Source organism: Mesorhizobium sp. P2_F8, from assembly GCF_056403655.1.
In genome coordinates, this window is record NZ_JBFUFB010000014.1 from 19129 (window position 1) to 44619 (window position 25491).

Below are 25491 nucleotides of genomic sequence, written 5' to 3' on the forward strand. Positions count from 1 at the left end.
CTAGCCCCTCGCAATGGCGTGGAAGAAGGTGCCGCTGACATGGCCGCGCCGGTAACCCGAGGCGCCAATGGGGTTGCCCTGGCCGTCGGCGAGGTCGGCCAGCGGCTCGTCATTGCCCGTCGCGATCATCTGCGCATAGTGGAATTCGTGGCCGCGGATCAGTGCACCTTGCGCGCCCAGCGGACAATCGGCGCGCAGCCGCGCCTCGCGGTAACCGAGATTCATCTTGCGTTTGGCAAAGCTGGTGGAATGGCCGAGCAGGCCGAGCATTCCATGCTTTTCGCCCGACGCGTCCTCCAGAGCTTCGCCCAGCACCATGAAGCCACCGCACTCGCCATGGATGGGCTTCGTCGCGGCGAATCTCGTCATTCCGGCGCGGAAATTTGTCGCTGCGGCGAGCTTACCGGCATGGAGTTCGGGATAGCCGCCGGGCAGCCAGCAGACATCGCAGCCTTCGTCGGGTCCGTCGTCGGCGAGCGGCGAGAACGGGACGATCTCGGCGCCGGCCTTGCGCCAATAGGCCGCCACATGCGGATAGAGGAAGGTGAAAGCGGCATCTTCAGCCAGTGCAATGCGTTGGCCGGGCGGCGAAAGCGCGTCGTCAAAGCCCCCGGGCGCCGGGGTGAGGGGTGTCGCCAAGGCCATGATGGCATCGAGATCGAGCGACTTTTCCGCCATGTCGGCCAGCCGGTCGAGATGCGCCATCAGGTCGTCATATTCGCCGGCCTGGACGAGGCCGAGATGGCGCTCGGGCAGGTTCAGCGTCGGGTCGCGCAGGATGGCGCCGACGACGGGCAGGCCGATCGCCTCGATCGCGTCGCCGGAGAGCCGGCGGTGGCGCTCGCTGCCCAGCCTGTTGAGCACGACGCCGGCCATGCGCACATCGGGATCGTAAGTGGCAAACCCCTTGGCGACAGCGGCCGCCGTGGTCGACTGGCCGGAAACGTCGAGCACCAGCAGCACCGGCAGGCCATAGAGGCGGGCGAGGTCGGCTGCGGAGCCGGTGCGGCCGGGAGCCGCAGGAATGCCGTCGAACAGGCCCATGGCGCTTTCGAGGATGACGAAGTCGGTGTCGTCAGCCGCTTGCGCGGCCAGTGCGTTGAGCAGCGATGGCGGCATCGCCCAGCTGTCGAGATTGACGCCGGACAGACCGGTAGCGGCGGTGTGGAAGCCGGGATCGATATAGTCGGGGCCGGACTTGGCGCCGCGCACTTTCAAGCCCCGCCGGGTGAGCGCGCGCAGGATGCCGATGGTGACGCTGGTCTTGCCAGAGCCGGAACGCGGCGCGCCGATGATGATGGCGCGGGCGCTCACGGGTTGCCCGCCAGTGCCGCGCGCATGGCAACGATGCCGCCAACGACGATCAGCGCCGGCGAGGTCAGCCCGGCGGCGGCGGCTTGCTCGGCAATGGTGGCGAGCGTGGCGACGACGGTCTGTTCCTGCGGCGTCGTCGCGGCAACGATGACTGCCGCCGGCGTCGACGGCGCCAGCCCACCGTCGAGCAGCGCGGCGGCGATGAGGGGGAGATTGGCCATGCCCATGTAGACCACGACCGGCTGGCCGGTGCGGGCGATTGCGCCCCAGTCGATATCGTCATCGGAACCGGCGGCATGGCCGGTGGCCAGGATCACCGCCTTGTTGATGCCGCGCATGGTGGCGGGGATGCCGGTCGCGGCCAGCGCGCTCAGCCCCGATGTCAGGCCGGGCAGCACGCGGAACGGGATATGCTCCCGCGCCAGCGCCAAGGCTTCTTCACCGCCACGACCGAAAATATAGGGATCGCCGCCCTTCAGCCTGACGACGCGGCGACCTTCGCGCGCCAGCCGGACCAGCAGGGCGGTGATGTCGTCCTGCTTCATCGACGGTTTCCCGCCGCGCTTGCCGGCGAAGAAAAGCTCGGCGTTTGCGGCAACGGCGACGACATCGGAGGAGACCAGCGCGTCGTAGACCAGGGCATCCGCCTCGGCCAAGGCCGCCAGCACCTCCAGGGTCAGGCAGCCGGGGTCGCCCGGGCCGGCGCCGGCCAGCCAGACATGGCCGGGCTCTAGCCGGCGCGGCTTGAAATTCAGCCGGGACAACGCCTGCTCGAGCGTGGCGTTCTCGCCCTTGTTCCTGGTGCTGCCGCTCACAATCCGTCCCGTCCGCGAAAACGCCGCTGGTAATGGGCGTCGTATAATGAACTCTCGCCAAAGCCCTCCGCCGCCAGCGAACGGCCGACGAAGATGATCGCCGTGCGCTCCATCGGATCGGCAGCGAGTTGTGCCTCGATTGTTTCCAGCGTGCCAGTCAGCACGCGCTCGTCCGGCCAGGAGGCGCGGAAGACGATCGCCACCGGGCAATCCCCGCCGTAGTGCGGCGTCAGCTCGGCGACGACGCGGTCGATGGCGTGGATGGCAAGGTGAATGGCGAGCGTGGCGCCGGTGCGGCCGAAACCGGCCAGCGTTTCACCGGGCGGCATCTTTGAGGCGCGGCCGGAGATGCGGGTCAGCACCAGGCTTTGTGCGACTTCGGGAATGGTCAATTCGCGGCGAAGGGCTGCGGCCGCGGCGGCGAAGGAGGGGACGCCCGGCGTCAGCGTGTAGGGAATGCCGTGCTTTTCCAGCCGCCGGATCTGCTCGGCAACCGCGCTCCACACCGACAGGTCGCCGGAATGCAGACGGGCGACATCGTGGCCGGCCTTGTGCGCCTCGAGATACGCGGCCTCGATTTCGTCGAGCGACATCGGCGCGGTGTCGATCAGTTTTGTCCCAGGCGCACAGTGCTGCAGCAATTCGGGCGCGACGATCGAACCGGCATGCAGGCAGACCGGGCAGCTTGCCAGCAACCTGGCGCCACGCAGCGTGATGAGATCGGCGGCGCCTGGACCGGCACCGATGAAATGCACGGTCATGGCGCGTCTCCGCTGATGGCGATGGCGCAGGTCACGGGGCCGAGCACTGTACGGGCTCCGAGCAGCCTCGCGCCCTTGCCGGCGACGGCAAGCGCGGATGCTTCGGAAACCGATGGCGTGCCAGCCAGATCCTGCGAGAGAACGGAATGGCTGAGCGTGGCCGACGAGGCGGCCTCGATCGCGGCCGCATCGGCGACGATGACCGGAAGATTGAGCTGATGTCCGGCGGCGAAAACAGCGTTCTCGTCCTGCTTCAGGGGAGCGGTCGCCAAGGCGGACAACGCCGTCATGGTCAGTCCGTGCGTCTCCAGCGCGGTTTCAATCGCCGCAAGCACGTCCTCGACGCTCACGCCTTTTCGGCTGCCGATGCCTGCGACCATCATGGCTTCACCCAATTCCATTGGGTGACCGGCATGGCCGGCCGCCAGGCTTGCATCGAGCCGACCGGCGAGGCGCGGGCTATGTTTATGCGGGTAAGGTCGCCGCCGAGCGAGACGTGGCGCGCGAGAAGCAGGGTTTCCATCTCCAGCGTCACCGCGTTGGCGACGAGACGGCCGCCGGCGCGCAGGGCTTTGAAGGCAGCGTTCAACACGCCGGTATCGCTGCCGCCACCACCAATGAAAATCGCGTCCGGTGTATCCAGCTTGGCAAGCGCCTTGGGCACGCTGCCTTGCACCACGATCAGGCCTGGAACGCCACAGGCGGCAGCGTTGCGGCCAATGCGGGCGGCGCGGATCGGGTCCGCCTCGATGGCGATGGCACGCATCGAAGGATGGGCGAGCATCCATTCGATGCCGATGGAGCCGGAGCCGGCGCCGATGTCCCACAGCAACTCGCCGCGACGTGGCGCCAGCGCCGACAGGGTGATAGCGCGGATTTCGCGCTTGGTGATCTGGCCGTCATGGTCGAACAGATGATCGGCAAGGCCAACCGTGAGCGGCAGGATGCGCGCATCAGGACCCGATTCAACGTCGATCGCCAAAACATTGAGCGGATTGATGTTTTCGAGGTCAAAGGCATCGGCGCGGGCCGAGCGCGATATCTCCTTTGGTCCGCCCAAGGCCTCAAGAACGGTCAGCCGCGATGCGCCGAAGTCGAGTTCGGTCAGCAGGCGCGCGATTGCAGCAGGCGCTGCGGCGTCCGACGTCAGCGCCAAGATGCGCGCGTTCGGCTGCAGCAGCGGCCGGATCAGGTCGAGCGGCCGGCCATGTAGCGACACGGTCTCGATATCCGGCAGCGGCCAGCCAAGGCGGGCCGCTGCCAGCGAAACGGCCGATGGTGCCGGGATGACATGCATCTCCTGCGCCTTCACCTTGCGGGCGAGAGTGGCGCCAACCCCATGGAAGAACGGATCGCCGGAGGCGAGCACACAGACGTTTCTGCCGGCAAGCGCAAGCACATCAGCCATCTCGGCATCGAAAGGAACCGGCCATGGGCGCGCCTCGCCCTTGGCGAAGGAGGCGACAAGGGCGAGGTGCCGCTTCCCACCGAAGATGATCTCCGCCTTGGCGATCAGCCGCTTGGCCTCGTCGCCGAGACCCGCTAAACCGTCCTCGCCGATGCCGACGACTGTAAGCCATCTTGAGTTGAGCTTGGCGCCGCGCGGACCCTCAGCAGGCATGATGACCCACCGCATTCTGATCCTCGGCGGAACCACGGAAGCCCGGCAGCTGGCTGGAAAACTGGCGGCGCGTGCCTCGGTCACGCTGTCGCTGGCCGGCCGTACCGAAAGCCCGGTTGCGCAAGGGGTGCCTGTGCGAACCGGAGGGTTCGGCGGCGCCGATGGACTGGCTGCCTATCTGCGGGACACGCGCACCGACCTTCTGATCGACGCCACCCATCCCTACGCAGCGCGAATCTCGGCCAATGCCGCGCAAGCCGCACACGTGGCCGGCGTGCCTATTTTGGCCCTGAGGCGGCCGGGTTGGGAGCCTGTCGAAGGCGACCGCTGGACGCAGGTCGACACCGTCGGCGACGCCGTGCACGCGCTGGGTCCGGCGCCTCGTCGCGCCTTTCTGGCTCTGGGCCGGCAAGAGGTTGCCGCTTTCGAAGCAGCGCCCCAGCATCACTTTCTCATCCGCAGCGTCGATGCGATCGAGCCGAAGCTGGCTGTTCCCGATGCTTACTATCTTTTGGCCCGGGGGCCGTTCCGCGAGGCGGAAGAACGTACGCTGCTCGAAACACATCGCATCGATGTCGTGGTGTCCAAGAACAGCGGCGGTGACGCAACTTATGGCAAGATCGCCGCTGCGCGAGCACTTGGCATCGAGGTGGTCATGGTTCGCAGGCCGGCCTTGCCGGATGTCCGCTCGGCTGAAACCGTCGAAGCGCTGGCCGCCATTGTCAACCAGTTCGGGGCCGATCATCTTCTCTGACCCGTGGACGAGCGCGGCGTGTAGACCAGCGCAGGTCTGTCGTCGCGCTTGATGATCCTGGTTTCTGGCGAGCCGATGATGATGCAGGTCGCCATGTCGGCTTTTTGTGCGTCGACATCGGCCAGTAGGAACACGTCGATGCGCTCGTCCGGACGGCCGGCGGCACGGCCGAAAATCACCGGCGTGGTGCCGGGCAGGATCGCGGTCAGGCATTCGAAGGCGCGGCCGAGCTGCCAGGGGCGCGCCTTGCTGATCGGATTGTAGAGCGCGATGACGAAGCCGGCGCCGGCTGCCGCCAGCAGGCGCAGCTCGATCAATTCCCACGGCTTTAGATTGTCGGACAGCGAAATGGCGCAGAAATCATGGCCGAGCGGGGCACCGATGCGGGCGGCAACGGCGAGCATGGCGGTGATGCCGGGCACCACATTGATATCGACCGCACGCCATTCGGTCGGGCCGGCCTCGATCGCCTCGCAGACGGCAGCCGCCATGGCGAACACGCCGGGATCGCCACCGGAAACGACGGCGACGTCATGGCCTTCGGCGGCTTTGGTCAGGGCGTCCTTGGAGCGGGAGAGTTCCTCGCGGTTGTCGGAGGCAACGCGCGTCTGGTCCGGGCGCAAGTCAAGCCGGTCGAGATAGGGCTTATAGCCATAGAAGAACGCTGCCTGCGCCACGGCGCGGCTGGCCTCGGGCGTCACCTGATCGGCATTGCCAGGCCCGAGCCCGATGACGGTGAGACGGCCGCTCATGCCTGCGCTCCCAAGACGCCGGGCCGGCCGGACCAGCCGGCGACCAGCACGATGGCAAAATAGGGCGCCTTGTCGTCCTGCTTGTCGGCAAGTCGCATCGAGACGCTGCCGGCCATGGTGCCGCGCTCGACATAGACGGCGCGGGCCAGCTTGCCGGTTGCCTCAAGCGCCCGCCTGATCTTGGGCAGGTTGCGGCCGACCTTCATGATGACGGCGGCGTCGGTGTCGGCCAGCCGCCGGGTGAGTTCGAACTCGCTCATCGTGCCCGGCAACACCGTCAGCACATCGTCGCCTTGGACGATTGGCAAACCGGTCGCCGACCAGCAGCCGGACATGGCGGTGACGCCGGGAATGACCTCGGTCGGGAAACGATGGGCGAGCCGCACATGCAGGTGCATGTACGAGCCGTAGAACAGCGGGTCGCCCTCGGACAGCACCGCAACCACTTTGCCTGCTTCAAGGTGTTCGGCAACCTTCTCTGCAGATTCCTCGTAGAAACCGGCGATCTGCGAACGGTAGTCGTCGTGATCCTTGTCGATTTCGGTGGTGACGGGATAGAGCAGCGGCAGTTCCGTCATGCCCGGGCGAAATTGGGCTTCGACGATGGCGCGCGCGTTGCTGTTGTTGCCGCGCTTGGCGAAATACGCCACGACATCGGCCTCGGCCAAGGCTCGAGCGGCCTTCAGCGTCAACAGTTCGGGGTCGCCGGGACCGGTGCCGACGCCGACGAGACGGCCTTTGGGGAGCGCGTTCACAGGCCAGGCCTCGCCAAGGCGTTGACTGCGGCGGCAGTCATGGCGCTGCCGCCAAGCCGGCCGCGCACGATGGCATAGGGCACGCCATAGGAATTCTCGGCCAACGCATCCTTGGATTCGGCCGCGCCGACGAAGCCGACCGGCATGCCGATGATCGCCGCCGGCTTCGGCGCACCGTCGCGCAGTTTTTCCAGCAAATAGAAGAGCGCGGTCGGCGCATTGCCGATGGCGACCACCGAACCGGCCATGCGCTCTCCCCACAGGTCGATGGCGGCCGCGGAGCGGGTGTTGCCGATCTCGCTCGCAATTTCGTGTGTGCGCGGGTCGCGCAAGGTGCAGATCACCTCGTTGCCGGCCGGCAGCCTGGCGCGGGTGACGCCATGCGAAACCATCTCGGCGTCGCAGAAGATCGGCGCACCAGCCGAAAGTGCCGTGCGCGCGGCGGCAACGAAATCCGTCGCAAAGACAAAATGGCTGGCAGCTTCGACCTGACCGCAGGCATGGATCATGCGGATGGCGACATCGGCCTCTGCTTCGGAGAAGCGCGACAGGTCGGCCTCGGCGCGAATGATGGCGAAGGAGCGCTCGTAGATCGCCGTGCCGTCGTGGATGTAGTCGTAGGCGGCCATGCTCATTCCTGTCGGTAAGCCTCGGCGATGCCGGCCGCGCCAAGCCTTGTCAGGCAAGCGGCGGCGGATTCGCCGGGAAGTCGTGCGCTGCGGATCGCTGCCGCGACGCGGCTGATGCCGCGCGCGGCGTCATAGCCCGGCCTGTAGCCGGCAGGAAGGCCCTTTGCCGTCGCGTTCACGACAAGTCCGGCTCCGTTTTCGCCGCCGACCAAGGTGAGCGCTGCTTTGCCCGGATGGGCGCAGCCCTTGGCGCAGCCGGAAATGTGCAGGGTGAAGTCGAGGATGTCGGCATTTTCAGCGGCAATCGTCTCGGCAATGTCGCGCGTGGCGATCCGGCCGGAAGCGCAGGCCGGCGTGCCGGGGCAAGCGGCGATGCGTGTGCGCGGATCGGCTGCGTCGGTGACGAATCCGAGGGTGGTTGCGGTGTCCTGAAGGGGCCGGTTGGCGGCCGCCGGCTGACCGAGGAAGAGCAGCGCGCGGCCGGGGGCGAGGCGGATTTCTGACGTGCCGAGGGCGAGGGCGCTTTGGGCAAGGTCGATGATCTTATCCGCTGGCATGCTGCCATAGGGCAGGGCAATGGCGAGGGCGACGCCAGAGGCGGCGAGGTCGAAAGTTCCGATGGGAGAGCGAGTCGATGGCGCAGGAAGGCGATCCTTCCCACCCCCCTCTGTCCTGCCGGACATCTCCCCCGCAAGGGGGGAGATCGGCAGTTTTGCTGCTGCCTCTTCTTTTGCGATCTCAACGATTGGTCGCGGGCTTCTAAATGGCGAAAACAGTGATGATGGCGCAATCTCCCCCCTTGCGGGGGAGATGTCCGGCAGGACAGAGGGGGGTGGGACGGAGTGCCAACTTGCAAGAGAAGCTAGCTGCCTCTCCGTCAAATCCCTTGTATGAGCCTCACGACCCTTCTCGGCAACCATCCTGAGCACGGCAACGGCAATATCGCGTGCTTCATCATCCTCCACCGTGACCAGCGGTCTCGCATTCCGCCCATCACCCGCGACAGACACCTGCCACCGAACTCCCGCATCGGTGCGCGTTGCGGCAAGCCGCACATCGGCCGTTACCGAATCCAGTAGAAGCTGCCCGCCGCCGTCGATAGCGACCGAGACCTTCGGGCCAAGCCGTTGCGTGAGCCCGGCTTCTTCGACCGCTGTCCTGATCCGTTCAGCCAACGGCTGGGGATCGGCAATCTCCTGTGGATCGATGCCCGCCAGCGGCCCGGTCTCGACCGGCACGCCGGTCCGCACCGCGATATCAAGCGCATCGACCTCGGTCGCCAGCAGCGGCGCGCTTTCCGATGTCAGGCCGCGTATCTGCAGACTGCCGCGCGCGGTGACTTCCATGATGCCGTTGCCGTGCCGCAGGGCCGATTCGGCGAGTGCGATCAAAAGCTTTGGCGACAATCCTCCAGAAGATCGGCCTCCAGCAAGGGGGTTGAGCCGCACCAGCAGGCCATCGCCGGTCTGCATGGGGGCTGCCAGAGCCGGGCAGGCGCCGCGACGCGAAAAGGCGTTCATGCCGCAACCCCAAGCGCTTCAGCCTCGGCAATCAGGGCGGCGAGATCGTCGTCGATGGAATTGCGCAAGGGATGCCAGAGCCCGCGCCGCCGCGCCGCCTGGAAGCGCTCGGCGATGACTTTGGCGGCGGCAGGGTTCTCGCGCAGGATGAAGGCGCGCACCAGGGGATCGCCGAGATAGGCGTCATGCACCGCCTCGATCAGCGTGCCTGATATCGCGAGGGTGGTTTCGGCAAAGCCGACCAGCCGGTCAACGGTTTCGGCGAATTCGGAGGCGCCGCGCGGGCCGTGGCGCATCTGCCCTGATATGAAGCGGGCATTGACGGCGCGGGCCCGCACGACGCGGGCCACCGCATCACCAAGCGAACGCGGCTTCGGCTTTTGCGGATCGGTGGTGTCGAGCACGATGACATCGGCATTCCTGCCAAGCGCCGCCAGGGCCGCCGAAAATCCGCCGATGAAGGCGACGTCGGCGGAGCCTTCGAGAATATCGCGGCCGGGATCGTCGCCGGTGTGGACGAGAAGATCGGCTTCGGCGATGCGGCCCTCGAAGGCGCCGGGTGCCGAGACGCCTTCGCCCCCGGCGCCGCCATAGGCATGCGAGGTGGCGTCGAGATAGGCGCGGCCGATCTCTTCGCGCGCCGCCCAGTCGCCGCTCGACAGCAAGTCCTCGACGCCGGCACCGTAAGTGCCGGGCGAGGTGCCGAAGATGCGCGGGCTGATCTTGCCATCCGCGCGGGTCTTGGCCGCCAGCGGGTTTTCCGAATCCTCCTCGTCGCGGGCGGCAACGGCGTTGGCCGCGGCATCGATCAGCGCGATCTGGGTGGGGAACATGTCTCGGAACAGGCCGGAAATGCGCCAGGTGACGTCGACGCGTGGTCGGCCGACGGTTGCCGGCGGTAGCACCTCGATGCCGGTGATGCGGCCGGTCGCGGCATCCCATTGCGGCCGGCAGCCCATCAGCGCCAGGCCTTGTGCAATCTCCTCGCCGCCGGTGCGCAGCGAGGCCGAGCCCCAGAGGTCGATGACCAGCGAACGCGGCCAGTCGCCATGCGACTGCATATAGCCACGCACCACTTCCTCCGCTGCCGCTTTGCCGAGGTCATAGGCGGTCGGCGTCGGCATGGTGCGCGGGTCCGACGTGAACAGGTTGCGGCCGGTGGGCAATACATCGGCGCGGCCGCGCGCCGGCGCCCCTGCCGGGCCGGCCTTGACGTGACGGCCATCGAGTGCGGCCAGCAATGCCGTCTTCTCGGCTTCAGCGCTTTGACGCCGCATGGCGTCAGGCTCGTCCTCGGAGGCGCGGCCGTAGATATGCAGCCCGTCCTTGATGGCGAAATCCTTGAGGTCGCAAAGCCAGGCGTCGATGCGGCGCAACGCCTCGTCGGGCGCGTCGGTTTTGGCAACGCCGGCTTCTGAGGCGAGGCCGGTCTTCTGCGCGGTGTCGACGATCAGCTTTGCCAGGCGGTCGCGGCGGCGGCGGTCGAGCCCGTCGGCCTGGGCATATTCGTCGACCAGGCGTTCGAGCTTGTGCTGGTCCTCATCGAGGCCGGCACCGGTCAGCGGTGGCGGCAGATGGCCAAGGGTGACGGCGGCGATGCGCCGCTTGGCCTGTGCCGCTTCGCCGGGGTTGGAGACGATGAAGGGATAGATCACGGGCAAGGGGCCGGTGACGATCTCGGGAAAACAGTCTTGGCTGAGCGCAACCGTCTTGCCGGGCAGCCATTCCAGCGTGCCGTGGGCGCCGACATGGACAAGCGCATGAGCGCCGAGCGATTTGCGCAGCCACAGGCCGAAGGCGATCAGCGCATGCCGCGGCGGCAGCGTCGGGTCGTGATAGTCGGCGCGCCGATCCACTGACCGGCCGCGGTCGGGAGCAAGCGCCACCGTGACGTTGCCGAAGGTGGCGGCGCGGAAGGGGAATTTTGCGGAGGTTAGCGCCTCGCGCAAACCTGTTTCATCTTTCGCCTTACCCCAGGCGGCTTCTACGGCAGCTATCGCCGCCCTCGGCAGTTCGGTTGAGAAGCACAGATAGTCTTCAAACTTCAGCCCGTGGTTTGAACTTTCCAGAAAATCCAGCAGCGCACGCGGCGTTTGCGGAATCCCGTCAACGGCATAGCCCTGTCCCTTGAGGTCCTGCAGCATCGCCAGCACGCTGGACGGCACGTCGAGGCCGACGGCATAGCCGGTGCGGCCCGGGGCACTCGGGTAATCCGGGATCAGGATGGCCAGCTTGCGCTCGGCGCTCGGCGTTTCTTGCAACCTGATGAAGGCTGCGACACGGTCCGCGACTTGCGCCACACGATCGGGCTCCGGCCGGTTGGCGAAGGCGCGGTGACCAAGTGCGGGATCGACCTCGCTCTCGCCCTTGAAGGAAATGGCGCCGGCAAGGATGCGGCCGTCGAGTTCGGGCAGCACGACATGCATTGCGAGGTCGGCGGGCGCCAGCCCGCGCTGGTTGTTTTCCCAGATGTCGCGGCGGGTGGTGGCAACGATGACCTGGAGGACCGGCACGCCGGCACGATCGAACAGGGTTTCGACGCCGGGTTCGGCGCCGGACGCGAAGGCGGTCGCGGTGACGATGGCGGCAGGTTTCAACGAGGCCAGCGCGGTTTCGACGAACGCCAGCGATACCGGGTCCTTGAGGCTGGAGACGAAGATGGGGACCGGCGTCATACGGCGCTGCCGCAGCGCCCCAAAAAGGGCGTCGATCGGTGCGACATCGGCGGCGAGCAGCATCGAGCGGTAGAACAGGATAGGGATCACAGCATTTCCCTGCCCCTCGAGGGGAAGGGGGACGACGCCGCGGCCCGGCTCATAGTAGCCGGCCTTCGGTACCGCGACAGGCGCCGAAATTGTTGCTTCAGACCCTGCCAGCCGCGCCAGCTTCTGCACCAGCGCGCTCATATTGGCCGGACCGCCCTCGCGAAAATAGTCGAGCAGGCCGTCCAGTTCCTCGCGCGGCAGTGTCGAGGCTTCGATCAGGCGCAGATCCTCGTCTCGGCATTCGCCGGGCAGCAGCGCCAGTTTTATGCCGCGCGCGCGGGCGGTCGAGGCAAGCTGGTCGCAGCCGTAGCGCCACCAGTCGTAGCCGCCGAGGATGCGCACGAGGATGACTCTGGCATGGCGGGCGACGCTGTCGATCCAGAGGTCGACGGACATCGGATGACGCAGGTCGCGCAAGGCCGCCAGCCGCATCGAGGGCAGGCGCTCGGCATCGGCCTTCCATGCCGCCGCCAGTCCGGCGAGATCGCTGTCGGTGAAGGACAGGGCCACGATATCCGCCGGCGTCTGCCGCAGATCGACCGGCTCGGCGAGATCGTCGAGCGAGGCGGAGGTCGTGGTGAGGATGTGCATCGCCGCCCGTGGTTTGCGTCAGCCGGCGAGTATACGCTCGATCGCCGGGCGGTTCAGCCCCTTCAGGCCGATGACGACGAGGCGCGAGCGGCGGTCATCCCCGGCCGTCCAGGCCCGGTCGTAGTAGTGATTGACGCGCGGTCCTACGGCCTGCAGCAAGAGCCGCATCGGCTTGCCGCCGACCTCGACGAAGCCTTTAACGCGCAGCACGTTTTCTTCCTCGGCGGCGGTGGCGACGCGCTTTGCCAACTCGTCCGGACTGGCGACCGAGGCAATGTCGATGACGAAAGAATCGAAGTCGTCGTGCTCGTGGTCGAGTTCGTCGTCGTGGTGGGTCTTGCGGTTCTCGATATCGTCCTCGACGGCAAGGCCAAGACCAAGCAGCACCGACGGATCGACCTTGCCTTGCGAAGTCGGCACGATCTTCACGGCGCGAGCGATGTGCTCGTTGATGATGGCGTTGGCGCGGGTGGACCCAGCCGCGTCCATCAGGTCACTCTTCGACAGGATGATCAGGTCGGCGCAGGCGATCTGGTCCTCGAACACTTCCTCGACCGGGTCGTCGTGATCGAGCGTCTCATCCTGGGCGCGCTGTGCCTGAAGTGCGTCCATGTCATTGGCGACGCGGCCCTCGGCGAGTGCGGGACCGTCGACGACGGCGATGACACCATCGACCGTCACGCGGCTCTTCACCGTCGGCCACTGAAAGGCCTGGACCAGTGGCTTGGGCAGAGCCAGGCCCGAGGTCTCGATCAGGATGTGGTCGACCTTCGGCGTCAGCGACAGGATCTGGTCGAGCGCCGGCACGAAATCGTCGGCAACGGTGCAGCAGATGCAGCCATTGGCCAGTTCGACGATGTTTTCCTCGGGGCAGGTGTCGATGCCGCAGCCCTTCAGGATTTCGCCGTCGATGCCGATGTCACCGAACTCATTGACGATGATGGCGATCCGCTTGCCGCCGGCGTTTTCCAGGAGATGGCGGATCAGCGTCGTCTTGCCGGCGCCGAGGAAGCCGGTGACGACGGTGCAGGGGACGCGGGAGACGGAGGCAGTCATGATCAGTCCTTCAGCAGGTCGAGGGGAGGGATGCGGGCCACGAGGCCGCGCTTGAGGCTATCGGGACGGCCGCGCCACGGGATCAGGCCGTCGGTCGAGGTGGCGAAGAGTTTTGCGCCGGTGACGAGGTCGGCGCCGCTGGTCGCAGTCAGGTCGCCGAAGACGTAGCTCCAGCAACCATCGCGCAGGATGGCGGCACTGAGCCGGCGCTTGCAATTGCCGAGGCATTCGACGCTGCGGACGCGGATGTCTTCGCCAGAGGCGGCGCGGCGCGTGTCGTCCGCAAGCAGTTCGCCGGCGCGGGGATGGGCATCTGAACCGGTTTCATCGCGACAGGAGGCACAGACGATCACGGTCACGCCGGCAAGGGCATCGTTCTCGCCGGACGAATTGTCCGCTTTGCCAGCGGAAAAACTGCTGTCGTGGTCCAAAAATCGGGCTCCTTGCCCGGAAACCCGCCGGGCGATCGGATTCTACAGTCGCAGACGGCAGGTCTCCTGGCTCGCGGGTCATCGCCTTGGGTAGCCGCCTTCCCGGGAATACCCCAGTGGCTTTCGGCCTTGGCTCTTCGCTTACAGTTGCGGGGACAGCCGCGGATTTGAAATCGGAATTTCGCACCGCATTCCCTCTTGGCTCCTCTCGTTGAAGAGAAGAGACCGTCTGCAGCGGATTTAGGCTTTTGCGGGCAGTGGTGTCAACGTGGGCTTACGACACGCTCAGGTCGGCCAGCGCCGGACCCAAATCGCCGGCTGATGTCACCTCTATACGTTCAAGGCCGAGCCAGCCCTGCATCTGCTTCAATTCATCGAAGAGTTCTGCAGCGGTTTCAGGCGGCGCGCCCGGCTCGGCGTAGGCCGCATGGACGCGCAGAACACTGGCGGGGCGATCGGCCTTGAGGTCGACGCGGCCGACGATCCGGTCGCCGAGCAGGAACGGCAGCACGTAGTAGCCATACTGGCGTTTATCGGCCGGGGTATAGATCTCGATGCGATAGTGGAAATCGAACAGCCGCTCCGTGCGCGACCGTTCGAAGACGACCGGATCGAACGGCGCCAGCAAAGCGCGGGCCTCGATTTTTCGTGGCAAACGCGCGTCTTTATGAAGATAGGCCGGCTTGTCCCAGCCTTCGACACGCACAGGCAGCAGTTCGCCTGTTTCAACCAGTTCCTCCAGTCGGCCCTTCATGTCGGCGGGCGACAGGCGGAAATAGTCGCGCAGGTCGCCTGATGTCGCGATGCCGTGGGCTCGGGCGGAAATGCGCAGCAATTCGCGGTGCGCGTCCTCGGCGGCGGGCACCGGCAGGTCGAGGATCGCTTGCGGCAGCACGCGCTCCGGCAGATCGTAGAACCGCTCGAAACCGCGACGGTGCGCCGTTGTGATGCGTCCGGCCCAGAACAGCCATTCGAAGGCGTGCTTGGCATGGCTCCAGCCCCACCAGCCGCCCGAGCCTTTCTGGCCTTCGAGCGCGGAAGCGGCGATCGGCCCGCGCTCGACGACCTCGCGATAGATCTGTTCGATGTAGCCAGCGTGTTCGCGGCCCCATTTGGCGAGGCCGAGATACATTTCGTCGCCGCGCTCGGCCCGCTGCATGCGCCAGCGCATCAGCGGGTAGGTCTCGACCGGCAGGAAGGAGGCTTCGTGTGCCCAGTATTCAAACACCGTGCGTTTGCGCGTCACGGCGGCGTTGTCGAGCAGAGCGAAGGGGTAGGGGCCAAGGCGCGAATAGAGCGGCATATAGTGGGCGCGCACCACCGCACTGACGGAATCGATCTGCAGCAGGCCGATGCGGGAGAGAACGCGGGCGAAATGGCGGCGGTCGGGCGTACCGGCGGGGCGGGGATCGAGAAACCCCTGGGCGGCGAGCGCGATGCGCCGGGCCATGGCAAGCGAGAACTTTTCCTTCATGCAGGTATCACTCTGAGGGTGTTTGGCCGAAGTTCCGATGGGTGATTCCGGCCCATGCTAGCAGGGTTTTGGCGGCAACCATGTCAGGAGACAAAAGTGGAGTAAAAACCGAAGGAAATCAAACAGGAGCGGATCGGACCAGTTTCCTCGGATATGCCGTCCAGCACCGCGTTTTGAACAAGGTTTGACTTGCTTCGCTGGAAGTGCTGCGCTAACCCTCGCCGCGTTGCAGCATAGGCCCTTAAAACGGTTCAGCGGTTAAACTGTCACGCTTCCGCATTAGGGTCCGGTGCTGTAATCAACTTGGATTGGCGCCAACGGAAAGCCGAGCATGAACGCACTTCTAGGTTCATACCTGCCCATCGTCCTGTTCATCGGCGTGGCCCTGGTCGTCGGCCTGGCGCTGCTGGCCGCCCCCTTCCTGGTCGCCTACCGCAATCCCGATCCCGAGAAGCTTTCCGCCTACGAGTGCGGTTTCAACTCGTTCGACGACGCCCGCATGAAATTCGACATCCGTTTCTACCTGGTGTCGATCCTGTTCATCATCTTCGATCTGGAAGTGGCCTTCCTGTTTCCGTGGGCAGTTTCGTTCTCGAAGATCGGCATGCTCGGCTTCTGGTCGATGATGGTCTTCCTGGCGGTGCTGACAATCGGCTTTGCCTATGAATGGAAAAAAGGAGCGCTGGAATGGGATTGAACGACAGTTCCGGCACGCTCGTCGCGCCGAAGCCCAAGGGCCTGATCGATCCTAACACCGGCAGGCCGGTAGGGTCCGACGATCCTTTCTTCCTCGAGATCAACAACGAACTGGCCGACAAGGGCTTTCTCGTCACCTCGACTGAGGCGCTGATCACCTGGGCGCGCAGCGGTTCGCTGATGTTCATGACGTTCGGCCTCGCCTGCTGCGCGGTCGAGATGATCCATACTTCGATGCCGCGCTACGATTCGGAGCGGTTCGGCGTTGCCCCGCGCGCGTCTCCGCGCCAGTCCGACATCATGATCGTCGCCGGCACGCTGACCAACAAGATGGCGCCGGCGCTGCGCAAGGTCTACGACCAGATGCCGGAGCCCCGCTACGTCATCTCGATGGGCTCCTGCGCCAATGGCGGCGGCTACTATCACTATTCCTATTCGGTGGTGCGCGGCTGCGACCGCGTCGTGCCGGTCGACATCTATGTGCCCGGCTGCCCGCCGAGCGCCGAAGCGCTGCTTTACGGCATTCTTCTGTTGCAGAAGAAGATCCGCCGCACCGGCACGATCGAACGGTAAATCCATGACCGCATCCCTGAGCGAACTGTCGACCTATCTCGGCGAGAAGCTGATCGGCCGCGTGAATGACGCTGCGATCGCCTATGGTGAACTCACCGTCCATGTCGAGCCGCGCAATTTGGTCGAGGTGATGACTTTCCTGCGCGACGATGCGCGCTGCCAGTTCATCTCGATCATCGATGTCTGCGGCGCCGACTATCCGTCGCGGGCCAAGCGCTTCGACGTCGTCTATCACCTGTTGTCGCCGAAGCAGAACGTGCGCATCCGCGTCAAGGTGCAGGCCGACGAGGAGACGATGGTGCCGTCGATCACCGGCGTCTATCCCGGCGCCGACTGGTTCGAGCGCGAGACCTACGATCTCTACGGTGTGCTTTTCTCCGGGCATCCGGACCTGCGGCGCCTGTTGACGGATTACGGTTTCGAAGGCCATCCGCTGCGCAAGGATTTCCCGCTGACCGGCTTCGTCGAAGTGCGCTACGACGACGAGGCCAAGCGCGTCATCTATGAGCCGGTCGAGCTCAAGCAGGAATTTCGCAATTTCGATTTTCTCTCCCCTTGGGAAGGCACGGACTACGTGCTGCCCGGGGATGAAAAAGCCAAGACGAATTGAGGCGCCAGAATGGCTGAAACCTCCGTCCGCAACTTCAACATCAATTTCGGCCCGCAACACCCCGCGGCGCACGGCGTTTTGCGCCTCGTGCTGGAGCTGGACGGCGAAGTCGTCGATCGCGTCGATCCGCATATCGGACTGCTGCATCGCGGCACGGAAAAGCTGATCGAGGCCAAAACCTACCTGCAGGCGGTGCCTTATCTCGACCGGCTCGACTATTGCGCGCCGATGAACCAGGAGCATGCCTTTGCCCTGGCCGCCGAGCGCCTGCTCGGCATCGAAGTGCCGAAGCGTGGCCAGCTGATCCGCGTGCTCTACTGCGAGATCGGCCGCATCATGTCGCACATCCTCAATGTGACGACGCAAGCGATGGACGTCGGCGCGCTGACGCCGCCGCTGTGGGGCTTCGTCGAGCGCGAAAAGCTGATGGTGTTCTATGAACGCGCCTCCGGTTCGCGCATGCATGCCGCCTATTTCCGCCCCGGCGGCGTCCATCAGGACCTGCCGCAGAAGCTGGTCGAGGACATCGGCAAGTGGATCGACCCGTTCCTGAAGTCGATCGACGACCTCGATCAGTTGCTCACCGGCAACCGCATCTTCAAGCAGCGCAATGTCGACATCGGCGTCGTCTCCCTGGCCGATGCCTGGGCCTGGGGCTTCTCGGGCGTGATGATACGTGGTTCGGGCGCGCCCTGGGACTTGCGCAAGTCGCAGCCCTATGAATGCTATTCGGAAATGGATTTCGACATTCCGATCGGCAAGAACGGCGACTGTTTCGACCGCTACCTCGTGCGCATGGAAGAAATGCGCCAGTCGGCGAAGATCATGCGCCAGTGCATCGACCTCTTGCTCGGCAAGGAGAGCACCGGCCCTGTGTCGAACCTCGATGGCAAGGTGGTGCCACCGAAGCGCCAGGCGATGAAGCGCTCGATGGAAGCGCTCATCCATCACTTCAAGCTCTACACCGAGGGCTACCGCGTGCCGGCCGGCGAGGTCTATGCGGCGGTTGAAGCGCCGAAAGGCGAGTTCGGCGTGTATCTCGTCTCCGACGGCTCCAACAAGCCCTACCGCTGTAAGCTGCGCGCCCCCGGTTTCGCGCATCTGCAGGCCATGGATTTCCTCTGCCGCGGCCACATGCTGGCCGACGTCACCGCCGTTCTCGGCTCCCTCGACATCGTGTTTGGTGAGGTCGATCGCTAAATGTCAGTCCGCCGTCTCGCAGAAGCCAGCGTCCAGCCAGCATCCTTCGCCTTCAACCGGGCGAATGCGGCAGCGGCGAAGCAATGGCTTAAGAAATATCCCAAGGGCCGCGAACAGTCGGCGATCATTCCGCTTTTGATGCTGGCGCAGGAGCAGGAAGGCTGGGTAACGAAGGCGGCCATCGAGACGATTTCGGACATGCTCGGCATGCCCCGTATCAGGGGGCTGGAAGTCGCCACCTTCTACACGCAGTACCAGTTGAGCCCGGTCGGCACCCGCGCCCACATCCAGGTTTGCGGCACCACGCCCTGCATGCTGCGCGGCTCGGAAGCGCTGATGGATGTGTGCCGCTCAAAAATCCATCACGACCAGTTCCACACCAACGACAAGGGCACCTTGTCGTGGGAAGAGGTCGAGTGCCTTGGCGCCTGCGTCAACGCGCCGATGGTGATGATCTTCAAGGACACGTTCGAGGATCTGACGCCCGGGCGTCTGGCCGAGATCATCGATCTCTACGGCGCCGGCAAGGGCGCCTCGGTGGCGCCAGGGCCCCAGGACGGCCGCACCGGTTCGGAGCCAGCCTCCGGCCTCACGACCCTGAAGAGCGAAAAGGCGATCCTCAAGTCGACCCGCGACAGGGAAGCCAGGGAGGCGGCCAAGGCCGCGAAGGCGGTGCCCGAAGCGATAATCGCCACGGTCGCGCCCGCTGCCGCTCCTGTCGCACCGTCCAATGCCAGCAAGCCGAAGACCGATGCGCTTGAAACCAGCCCGGCCTTGAAGACGCCTTCAAAGACCAAGGTCGCGCCGGCAGCTGAAAAGGCGGCGAGCGTTTCGGCCCCACTGCATTCGGCCGCCAATGCCAACAAGGCGGCCCCCGAAGTCGAGCAGGTTTCCAAGCCGCGCAACGGTCCAAGGACCAAGGCCGAGCCAGCAGCCGCCTTCAAGGCGCCGGAGGTCAAGGCGCCAGCCGCGAAGGCTGACAAGCCGGCCAAGCCGTCGCTCGAGGATAAGAACCGCCCGGCCGGCATCGACAGGCCGGCGCTGGTCGACGACCTCAAGTTGATCTCTGGTGTCGGCCCAAAGATCGAGGGCGTCCTGCATTCCCTGGGCATTTTCACCTTCGCGCAGGTTGCTTCCTGGAAGAAGGCCGAGCGCGAGTGGGTGGACGGTTATCTCGCTTTCCACGGCCGCATCGATCGCGACGACTGGGTCAAGCAGGCCAAGGCGCTCGCCAAGGGTGGCGTCGCCGAATATATCCGCGTCTTCGGCAAGAAGCCGGTCTGAGGGACGAAAAATGCTTCAGGACAAAGACCGCATCTTCAACAACATCTACGGCCTCTTCGACAAGTCGCTGGCCGGCGCGATGGCGCGTGGCGCCTGGGACAGCACGCCCGGCATCGTCGCCAAGGGGCGCGAGTGGATCGTCAACGAGATGAAGGCATCCGGCCTGCGCGGGCGCGGCGGCGCCGGCTTTCCGACGGGCCTGAAATGGTCGTTCATGCCCAAGCAGAGCGACGGCCGGCCGAGCTACCTCGTCATCAATGCCGACGAATCCGAGCCCGGCACCTGCAAGGATCGCGACATCCTGCGCAATGACCCGCACACGCTGGTCGAGGGCGCGCTGCTTGCAGGCTTCGCCATGGGTGCGATTGCCGCCTACATCTATGTTCGCGGCGAGTTCATCCGCGAGCGCGAGGCGCTGCAGCGGGCCATCGACGAGGCCTACGAAGCCAAGCTGATCGGCAAGAACAACACGTCCGGCTACGACTTCGACATCTACATGCACCATGGCGCCGGCGCCTATATCTGCGGCGAGGAGACGGCGCTGCTCGAAAGCCTCGAAGGCAAGAAGGGCCAGCCGCGGCTGAAGCCGCCATTTCCGGCCAATGTCGGCTTGTATGGTTGCCCGACAACCGTGAACAATGTCGAATCCATCGCCGTTGCGCCGACCATCCTGCGCCGCGGTGCCGCCTGGTTCTCGTCCTTCGGCCGGCCCAACAATGTCGGTACCAAGCTGTTTTGCGTGTCCGGCCACGTCAACAACCCGTGCACGGTCGAAGAGGCGATGTCGATCCCGTTCCGCGAACTGATCGAGACGCATTGCGGCGGCATTCGTGGCGGCTGGGACAATCTCCTGGCGGTCATCCCGGGCGGCGCTTCGGTGCCACTGGTGCCGGCAGAGCAGATCATCGATACGCCGATGGATTTCGACGCGCTGCGCGACCTCAAATCCGGCCTCGGCACGGCGGCTGTCATCGTCATGGACAAGTCGACCGATATCGTGAAGGCGATCGCGCGGCTTTCCTACTTCTACAAGCACGAGAGCTGCGGCCAGTGCACGCCGTGCCGTGAAGGCACCGGCTGGATGTGGCGGGTGATGGAACGGCTGGTGCGCGGCGAAGCGCAGAAGCGCGAGATCGACATGCTGCTCGACGTCACCAAGCAGGTCGAGGGCCACACGATCTGCGCGCTGGGCGACGCGGCGGCATGGCCGATCCAGGGTCTGATGCGGCATTTCCGCGGCGAGGTGGAACGGCGCATCGACGAGTTTTCGCGCAATGCGCACCGGGCCGAGCCGGTGATGGTGGCGGCGGAATAGAGACTTTGTGAATTCGGGCGAAAGCCCGGAGCGGAATGCGGGCAAGTGCCCGATTTGAGACAACCGGGGCGGGCGAACGAAGAAACGACCAGGAGATATCTATGGCGCCGTATTCGACACCCTACTCATTGATGCCCAATTTGGACCAGTTCGAGAAGATGAACCAGGATCTGACCAGGATGATGCCGAAGGAGATGGCGAGCGCCGTCAACCTTCTCGCGCATCCAGTGGCGGGTGCCGCGGCGATGTCGGCGCTCGGTATCGGGCTGGCGAACCACGCCTTCGGCGTCTGGCTGGGCGCACTCTCGGGGGCTGCCGAAGCCTCGCAACGGCTGCTGCAGCCGATCGTCGATGATTTCGAGGCGCGCACCGAGCGCTTCCCGGAGACGGAAAAGAGCGCCTCCAAGGCCGCCCGCGCGGCGACCAAGACCTTGATTGCCGAAGCGCAATCCTTCGCGCAGGACGTGACTGACATGGTTGCCAGGGAGGCAGCCGACGCAGTGCCGGTCGCCGATGCCGGCCCAGCAGCAGGCCCGGCTCCGGCCGGGTTGATGCCGGAGGATTTCAGGCAGCCGAAGGCTATGGACAAGCCGGCGGAGCCGTCGGACCTCAAGGCGATATCGGGCATCGGTCCGAAGCTGGAGAAGGTTCTCAATGGCCTGGGGATCTGGACATATGCCCAGATCGCCGCATGGGTGCCGGAAGAGGTTGCCTGGGTCGAAGATTATTTGTCGCTCACCGGCCGTATCGTCCGTGACGATTGGACTGCCCAGGCGTCGGCACTCGCCGTCGGGAAATGAATGAAATGCCGGGTGCGGTTTTGACCGTGCCCGGGACAAGAGATTGCGGGAAATCCGCAGGGGTTTGAGGCGAATGGCAAAGCTCAAGGTCGACGGGAAAGAGATCACTGTACCCGACCACTACACGCTGCTGCAGGCGGCGGAAGACGCTGGCGCGGAAGTGCCGCGTTTCTGCTTCCATGAGCGGCTGTCGATCGCCGGCAATTGCCGCATGTGCCTGATCGAGGTGAAGGGCGGACCGCCCAAGCCGCAGGCCTCCTGCGCCATGGGCGTGCGCGACCTGCGCCCCGGCCCGAATGGCGAGGCGCCGGAAATCTTTACCAACACGCCGATGGTCAAGAAGGCCCGCGAGGGCGTGATGGAATTCCTGCTGATCAACCATCCGCTGGATTGCCCGATCTGCGACCAGGGCGGCGAATGCGACCTGCAGGACCAGGCGATGGCCTTCGGCGTCGATTCCTCGCGCTATCACGAGAACAAGCGCGCGGTCGAAGACAAGTATATCGGCCCGCTGGTCAAGACGGTGATGAACCGCTGCATCCATTGCACGCGCTGCGTCCGCTTCACCACCGAAGTCGCCGGCATTTCCGAACTCGGCCTGATCGGCCGTGGCGAGGACGCCGAGATCACCACCTATCTCGAACAGGCGATGACCTCGGAGCTGCAGGGCAATGTCATCGACCTTTGCCCGGTCGGCGCGCTGACTTCGAAGCCGTTCGCCTTCCAGGCGCGGCCGTGGGAACTGACCAAGACCGAATCCATCGACGTGATGGACGCCGTCGGGTCGGCGATCCGCGTCGACAGCCGCGGCCGCGAAGTGATGCGCATCCTGCCGCGCGTCAACGAGCAGGTGAACGAGGAGTGGATCTCCGACAAGACCCGCTTCATCTGGGACGGTCTGCGCACGCAGCGCCTCGACCGCCCCTATGTGCGCAAGGATGGCAGGCTGGCACCGGCAAGCTGGCCCGAGGCCTTTGCCGCGATCAAGGATGCGGTGTCGAAGACAACACCAGAAAAGATCGGCGCCATTGCAGGCGATCTCGCAGCGGTCGAGGAAATCTACGCGCTGAAGCTGCTGATGGCTTCGCTCGGTTCGAAGAACACCGACTGCCGTCAGGACGGCGCCGCACTCGATCCGGCGCTCGGCCGGGCCAGCTATATCTTCAACCCGACCATCGAGGGCATCGAGCAGGCCGACGCGGTGCTGATCATCGGCGCCAATCCGCGCTATGAAGCCTCGGTGCTCAACGCCCGCATCCGCAAGCGTTGGCGGATCGGCAATCTGCCGGTCGGCGTCATCGGCGATGTCGGCGACACGCGCTACGACTACGAACAACTGGGCGCCGGACCGGATTCGCTGAAGGATCTGGCCGACGGCAACGGCAAGTTCTTCCAGACGCTGAAGAAGGCGACGCATCCGCTGATCATCGTCGGCCAGGGCGCACTGGCGCGCGCCGATGGTGCGGCCGTGCTCGGCCAGGCGGCAAAGCTAGCCGCCGCGGTCAACGCCGCAAGGGCGGACTGGAACGGCTTTGCAGTGCTGCACAATGCGGCGGGTCGCGTCGGCGGCCTCGATCTCGGCTTCGTGCCGGGCGAGGGCGGCAAGGACGTCGCCGGCATGCTGGGCGAGATGGAACTACTGTTCCTGCTTGGCGCTGACGAAATCGACATGGCCAAGACCGGCGGCGCCTTCGTCGTCTATATCGGCACGCATGGCGACCAGGGCGCGCACCGTGCCAATGTCATCCTGCCGGCGGCAGCCTACACCGAAAAGTCGGCCACCTATGTCAACACGGAAGGGCGCGTGCAGCAGACCAACCGCGCCGGCTTCGCGCCGGGCGATGCGCGCGAGGACTGGGCGATCCTGCGGGCGCTGTCGGATGTGCTGGGCAAGAAGCTGCCGTTCGATTCGCTGCCGCAGCTGCGTGCGAAGCTCTATGGCGAATTCCCGCATCTGGCCCGCATCGACCAGGTCGCGGCCGGCAATGCCGAGGACATCGCCAAGGTGGCGAAGCTCGGCGGGCGGCTGAACAAGGGCACCTTCACCTCGCCGGTCACGGACTTCTACCTGACCAACCCGATCGCGCGGGCATCGGCCGTGATGGCGGAATGCTCGGCACTGGCCAAGAGCGGCTTCAAGCAGGCGGCGGAATAAGCATGGACACTTTCTTCTCCTTCTACGTGCTGCCGGCGCTGCTGATCCTTCTCAAGTCGGTCGTTCTGATCGTCGTGCTTTTGATCTTCGTCGCCTATATCCTTTACGCCGACCGCAAGATCTGGGCTGCGGTACAGCTGCGCCGCGGCCCGAACGTCGTCGGCCCGTGGGGCACGCTGCAGGCCTTCGCCGATCTTTTGAAGTTCGTCTTCAAGGAACCGGTCATCCCGTCCGGCGCCAACAAGGGCGTTTTTCTCCTGGCGCCGCTGGTTTCTGCCGTGCTGGCGATCTCGGCCTGGGCGGTCATTCCGGTCAACCAGGGCTGGGCGATCGCCAACGTCAATGTCGGCATCCTCTATGTCTTCGCGATCTCTTCGCTCGAGGTCTATGGCGTGATCATGGGCGGCTGGGCGTCCAACTCGAAATATCCGTTCCTCGGTGCGCTTCGCTCGGCCGCACAGATGGTGTCCTATGAAGTCTCGATCGGCTTCGTCATCGTCACCGTGCTTTTGTGCGCCGGTTCGCTCAACCTGTCCGATATCGTGCTGTCGCAGCAGGATGGGCTGGGCACCAAGCTCGGCCTGCCCAACACCTTCCTCGACTGGCACTGGTTGTCGCTGTTCCCGATGTTCGTCATCTTCTTCATCTCGGCGCTGGCCGAGACGAACCGGCCGCCTTTCGACCTGGTGGAAGCCGAATCGGAACTGGTCGCCGGCCACATGGTCGAATACTCGTCGACGCCGTTCCTGCTGTTCTTCCTCGGTGAGTATGTCGCCATCGTGCTGATGTGCGCGCTGGCCACCATCCTGTTCCTCGGCGGCTGGCTGCCGCCCTTCGACTTCGCGCCGTTCACCTGGGTGCCGGGCGTCATCTGGTTCGTGCTGAAGGTCTGCTTCGTGTTCTTCGGCATCTCCATGGTGAAGGCCTTCGTGCCGCGCTACCGCTACGACCAGCTGATGCGGCTCGGCTGGAAGGTGTTCCTGCCTATCTCGCTGTTCATGGTGGTCGCCACCGCCGCCTTCCTCAAGATCACGGGGTTTGCGTGATGTCCGCTCTATCCCAAGCCGCAAAATCGCTGCTGCTGCAGGATTTCGTCAGCGCTTTCTTCCTGTCGATGCGCCAGTTCTTCGCACCGAAGGAGACGATCAACTATCCGCACGAGAAGGGGCCGACCAGCCCGCGCTTCCGTGGCGAGCATGCGTTGCGCCGCTATCCCAACGGCGAGGAGCGCTGCATTGCGTGCAAGCTGTGCGAGGCGATCTGCCCAGCGCAGGCGATCACCATCGAAGCCGGCCCGCGCCGCAATGACGGCACGCGCCGCACGGTGCGTTACGACATCGACATGGTGAAGTGCATCTATTGCGGCTTCTGCCAGGAAGCCTGCCCGGTCGACGCCATCGTCGAGGGGCCGAATTTCGAATTCGCGACGGAGACGCGTGAAGAGCTCTACTACGACAAGGACAAGCTTTTGGCGAATGGCGACCGGTGGGAGCGCGAACTGGCGCGCAACATCTCGCTGGACTCGCCGTATCGCTGATATTTGACGCATGGACGGGGCGAGGGGCCTCGTCTAAGGACAACGCGACTTGGGAACCGGAGGCGGTACCAAGCCACAGAAGC

24 protein-coding genes and 1 riboswitch are annotated in these 25491 nt (G+C 65.2%); of the genes, 11 read left to right on the forward strand and 13 right to left on the reverse strand.

The window, feature by feature from the left end; all coding sequences use genetic code 11:
- Genes AC1DZP_RS28410 through cbiE form a run of 5 tightly spaced genes read right to left on the reverse strand, consistent with a single transcriptional unit; the run spans nucleotide 1 to nucleotide 4511 of the window.
- Nucleotides 1-1314 carry a cobyrinate a,c-diamide synthase gene (locus AC1DZP_RS28410; RefSeq protein WP_477306989.1) on the reverse strand — a complete coding sequence of 438 codons (1314 nt, stop codon included), beginning with the start codon at nucleotides 1312-1314 and terminating at the stop codon, nucleotides 1-3.
- Complete coding sequence (cobA, locus tag AC1DZP_RS28415; RefSeq protein ID WP_477306991.1) at nucleotides 1311-2129, reverse strand: uroporphyrinogen-III C-methyltransferase; 819 nt, start codon at nucleotides 2127-2129, stop codon at nucleotides 1311-1313. Before cobA ends, AC1DZP_RS28410 begins: the two co-directional genes overlap by 4 nt.
- A complete protein-coding gene (cobM, locus tag AC1DZP_RS28420; RefSeq protein WP_477306993.1) occupies nucleotides 2126-2890 on the reverse strand; it encodes a precorrin-4 C(11)-methyltransferase in 765 nt (254 codons plus the stop codon). Before cobM ends, cobA begins: the two co-directional genes overlap by 4 nt.
- On the reverse strand, nucleotides 2887-3273 hold the full coding sequence (locus tag AC1DZP_RS28425; RefSeq protein WP_477306995.1) for a cobalamin biosynthesis protein: 387 nt from the start codon (nucleotides 3271-3273) through the stop codon (nucleotides 2887-2889). Before AC1DZP_RS28425 ends, cobM begins: the two co-directional genes overlap by 4 nt.
- The gene (cbiE, locus tag AC1DZP_RS28430; RefSeq protein ID WP_477306997.1) at nucleotides 3270-4511 is read right to left on the reverse strand and encodes a precorrin-6y C5,15-methyltransferase (decarboxylating) subunit CbiE; all 1242 of its coding nucleotides are present in this window, start codon (nucleotides 4509-4511) and stop codon (nucleotides 3270-3272) included. The genes AC1DZP_RS28425 and cbiE overlap by 4 nt, the downstream gene beginning before the upstream one ends.
- Nucleotide 4512: 1 nt before the next feature.
- Between cbiE and AC1DZP_RS28435 the strand changes: the two genes are divergently transcribed.
- Nucleotides 4513-5265, forward strand: a complete 753-nt coding sequence (locus tag AC1DZP_RS28435) for a cobalt-precorrin-6A reductase (protein ID WP_477306999.1) — start codon at nucleotides 4513-4515, stop codon at nucleotides 5263-5265.
- On the opposite strand, the gene AC1DZP_RS28440 is transcribed toward AC1DZP_RS28435, so the two are convergent.
- The 8 genes from AC1DZP_RS28440 to AC1DZP_RS28475 all read right to left on the reverse strand — a co-directional run bounded on the left by AC1DZP_RS28440 (nucleotide 5253) and on the right by AC1DZP_RS28475 (nucleotide 15238).
- Nucleotides 5253-6017 (reverse strand): precorrin-3B C(17)-methyltransferase, encoded by a 765-nt coding sequence (locus AC1DZP_RS28440; protein ID WP_477307001.1) that lies wholly within the window; start codon nucleotides 6015-6017, stop codon nucleotides 5253-5255. The genes AC1DZP_RS28435 and AC1DZP_RS28440 overlap by 13 nt on opposite strands.
- The gene (locus tag AC1DZP_RS28445) at nucleotides 6014-6772 is read right to left on the reverse strand and encodes a precorrin-2 C(20)-methyltransferase (protein ID WP_477307003.1); all 759 of its coding nucleotides are present in this window, start codon (nucleotides 6770-6772) and stop codon (nucleotides 6014-6016) included. The genes AC1DZP_RS28440 and AC1DZP_RS28445 overlap by 4 nt, the downstream gene beginning before the upstream one ends.
- Nucleotides 6769-7401: a precorrin-8X methylmutase gene (locus AC1DZP_RS28450; protein ID WP_477307005.1), complete on the reverse strand. Its 633-nt coding sequence runs from the start codon at nucleotides 7399-7401 to the stop codon at nucleotides 6769-6771. Before AC1DZP_RS28450 ends, AC1DZP_RS28445 begins: the two co-directional genes overlap by 4 nt.
- A gap of 2 nt (nucleotides 7402-7403) precedes the next feature.
- A complete protein-coding gene (cobG, locus tag AC1DZP_RS28455; RefSeq protein ID WP_477307007.1) occupies nucleotides 7404-8921 on the reverse strand; it encodes a precorrin-3B synthase in 1518 nt (505 codons plus the stop codon).
- Nucleotides 8918-12277, reverse strand: coding sequence for a cobaltochelatase subunit CobN (gene cobN, locus AC1DZP_RS28460; RefSeq protein ID WP_477307009.1), 3360 nt, complete (start codon nucleotides 12275-12277; stop codon nucleotides 8918-8920). The genes cobG and cobN overlap by 4 nt, the downstream gene beginning before the upstream one ends.
- Nucleotides 12278-12295: 18 nt before the next feature.
- Nucleotides 12296-13333, reverse strand: coding sequence for a cobalamin biosynthesis protein CobW (gene cobW, locus AC1DZP_RS28465; protein ID WP_477307011.1), 1038 nt, complete (start codon nucleotides 13331-13333; stop codon nucleotides 12296-12298).
- A gap of 2 nt (nucleotides 13334-13335) precedes the next feature.
- Nucleotides 13336-13764, reverse strand: a complete 429-nt coding sequence (locus tag AC1DZP_RS28470; protein WP_477307013.1) for a DUF1636 family protein — start codon at nucleotides 13762-13764, stop codon at nucleotides 13336-13338.
- Between the two features lie 39 nt (nucleotides 13765-13803).
- A riboswitch (cobalamin riboswitch) is annotated at nucleotides 13804-14009 on the reverse strand.
- Nucleotides 14010-14038: 29 nt separating this feature from the next.
- Complete coding sequence (locus AC1DZP_RS28475; RefSeq protein ID WP_477307015.1) at nucleotides 14039-15238, reverse strand: winged helix-turn-helix domain-containing protein; 1200 nt, start codon at nucleotides 15236-15238, stop codon at nucleotides 14039-14041.
- A 331-nt stretch (nucleotides 15239-15569) separates the two neighbouring features.
- Between AC1DZP_RS28475 and AC1DZP_RS28480 the strand changes: the two genes are divergently transcribed.
- The 10 genes from AC1DZP_RS28480 to nuoI all read left to right on the forward strand — a co-directional run bounded on the left by AC1DZP_RS28480 (nucleotide 15570) and on the right by nuoI (nucleotide 25408).
- Nucleotides 15570-15935 carry an NADH-quinone oxidoreductase subunit A gene (locus tag AC1DZP_RS28480; protein WP_095087214.1) on the forward strand — a complete coding sequence of 122 codons (366 nt, stop codon included), beginning with the start codon at nucleotides 15570-15572 and terminating at the stop codon, nucleotides 15933-15935.
- A complete protein-coding gene (locus AC1DZP_RS28485) occupies nucleotides 15926-16507 on the forward strand; it encodes a NuoB/complex I 20 kDa subunit family protein (protein ID WP_095087216.1) in 582 nt (193 codons plus the stop codon). The genes AC1DZP_RS28480 and AC1DZP_RS28485 overlap by 10 nt, the downstream gene beginning before the upstream one ends.
- Before the next feature lie 4 nt (nucleotides 16508-16511).
- Nucleotides 16512-17117: an NADH-quinone oxidoreductase subunit C gene (locus AC1DZP_RS28490; RefSeq protein ID WP_477307017.1), complete on the forward strand. Its 606-nt coding sequence runs from the start codon at nucleotides 16512-16514 to the stop codon at nucleotides 17115-17117.
- 9 nt (nucleotides 17118-17126) lie between these two features.
- Nucleotides 17127-18317 (forward strand): NADH-quinone oxidoreductase subunit D, encoded by a 1191-nt coding sequence (locus AC1DZP_RS28495; RefSeq protein ID WP_477307019.1) that lies wholly within the window; start codon nucleotides 17127-17129, stop codon nucleotides 18315-18317.
- Entirely contained in the window at nucleotides 18318-19601 is a 1284-nt protein-coding gene (locus AC1DZP_RS28500; protein ID WP_477307021.1) for an NADH-quinone oxidoreductase subunit E, read from the forward strand.
- Nucleotides 19602-19611: 10 nt separating this feature from the next.
- On the forward strand, nucleotides 19612-20916 hold the full coding sequence (nuoF, locus tag AC1DZP_RS28505; protein WP_477307023.1) for an NADH-quinone oxidoreductase subunit NuoF: 1305 nt from the start codon (nucleotides 19612-19614) through the stop codon (nucleotides 20914-20916).
- A 101-nt stretch (nucleotides 20917-21017) separates the two neighbouring features.
- Complete coding sequence (locus AC1DZP_RS28510) at nucleotides 21018-21716, forward strand: NADH-ubiquinone dehydrogenase (RefSeq protein WP_477228762.1); 699 nt, start codon at nucleotides 21018-21020, stop codon at nucleotides 21714-21716.
- Between the two features lie 73 nt (nucleotides 21717-21789).
- The gene (nuoG, locus tag AC1DZP_RS28515) at nucleotides 21790-23871 is read left to right on the forward strand and encodes an NADH-quinone oxidoreductase subunit NuoG (RefSeq protein WP_477307025.1); all 2082 of its coding nucleotides are present in this window, start codon (nucleotides 21790-21792) and stop codon (nucleotides 23869-23871) included.
- Between the two features lie 2 nt (nucleotides 23872-23873).
- Nucleotides 23874-24917: an NADH-quinone oxidoreductase subunit NuoH gene (gene nuoH / locus AC1DZP_RS28520; protein ID WP_095087231.1), complete on the forward strand. Its 1044-nt coding sequence runs from the start codon at nucleotides 23874-23876 to the stop codon at nucleotides 24915-24917.
- Nucleotides 24917-25408, forward strand: coding sequence for an NADH-quinone oxidoreductase subunit NuoI (nuoI, locus tag AC1DZP_RS28525; RefSeq protein WP_023812382.1), 492 nt, complete (start codon nucleotides 24917-24919; stop codon nucleotides 25406-25408). Before nuoH ends, nuoI begins: the two co-directional genes overlap by 1 nt.
- Nucleotides 25409-25491 lie beyond the last annotated feature (83 nt).

Bases quoted from the DNA above. Each gene is read 5' to 3' on its own strand.
- nuoF (WP_477307023.1), top strand. From the start codon at position 19,612: ATGCTTCAGGACAAAGACCGCATCTTCAACAACATCTACGGCCTCTTC.
- AC1DZP_RS28490 (WP_477307017.1), top strand. From the start codon at position 16,512: ATGACCGCATCCCTGAGCGAACTGTCGACCTATCTCGGCGAGAAGCTG.
- AC1DZP_RS28485 (WP_095087216.1), top strand. From the start codon at position 15,926: ATGGGATTGAACGACAGTTCCGGCACGCTCGTCGCGCCGAAGCCCAAG.
- AC1DZP_RS28435 (WP_477306999.1), top strand. From the start codon at position 4,513: ATGACCCACCGCATTCTGATCCTCGGCGGAACCACGGAAGCCCGGCAG.
- cbiE (WP_477306997.1), bottom strand. From the start codon at position 4,511: ATGCCTGCTGAGGGTCCGCGCGGCGCCAAGCTCAACTCAAGATGGCTT.
- cobM (WP_477306993.1), bottom strand. From the start codon at position 2,890: ATGACCGTGCATTTCATCGGTGCCGGTCCAGGCGCCGCCGATCTCATC.
- cobW (WP_477307011.1), bottom strand. From the start codon at position 13,333: ATGACTGCCTCCGTCTCCCGCGTCCCCTGCACCGTCGTCACCGGCTTC.
- AC1DZP_RS28500 (WP_477307021.1), top strand. From the start codon at position 18,318: ATGTCAGTCCGCCGTCTCGCAGAAGCCAGCGTCCAGCCAGCATCCTTC.
- AC1DZP_RS28495 (WP_477307019.1), top strand. From the start codon at position 17,127: ATGGCTGAAACCTCCGTCCGCAACTTCAACATCAATTTCGGCCCGCAA.
- AC1DZP_RS28510 (WP_477228762.1), top strand. From the start codon at position 21,018: ATGGCGCCGTATTCGACACCCTACTCATTGATGCCCAATTTGGACCAG.
- cobG (WP_477307007.1), bottom strand. From the start codon at position 8,921: ATGAACGCCTTTTCGCGTCGCGGCGCCTGCCCGGCTCTGGCAGCCCCC.
- nuoI (WP_023812382.1), top strand. From the start codon at position 24,917: ATGTCCGCTCTATCCCAAGCCGCAAAATCGCTGCTGCTGCAGGATTTC.
- AC1DZP_RS28480 (WP_095087214.1), top strand. From the start codon at position 15,570: ATGAACGCACTTCTAGGTTCATACCTGCCCATCGTCCTGTTCATCGGC.
- AC1DZP_RS28450 (WP_477307005.1), bottom strand. From the start codon at position 7,401: ATGGCCGCCTACGACTACATCCACGACGGCACGGCGATCTACGAGCGC.
- AC1DZP_RS28440 (WP_477307001.1), bottom strand. From the start codon at position 6,017: ATGAGCGGCCGTCTCACCGTCATCGGGCTCGGGCCTGGCAATGCCGAT.
- AC1DZP_RS28425 (WP_477306995.1), bottom strand. From the start codon at position 3,273: ATGATGGTCGCAGGCATCGGCAGCCGAAAAGGCGTGAGCGTCGAGGAC.
- cobN (WP_477307009.1), bottom strand. From the start codon at position 12,277: ATGCACATCCTCACCACGACCTCCGCCTCGCTCGACGATCTCGCCGAG.
- nuoH (WP_095087231.1), top strand. From the start codon at position 23,874: ATGGACACTTTCTTCTCCTTCTACGTGCTGCCGGCGCTGCTGATCCTT.
- nuoG (WP_477307025.1), top strand. From the start codon at position 21,790: ATGGCAAAGCTCAAGGTCGACGGGAAAGAGATCACTGTACCCGACCAC.
- AC1DZP_RS28475 (WP_477307015.1), bottom strand. From the start codon at position 15,238: ATGAAGGAAAAGTTCTCGCTTGCCATGGCCCGGCGCATCGCGCTCGCC.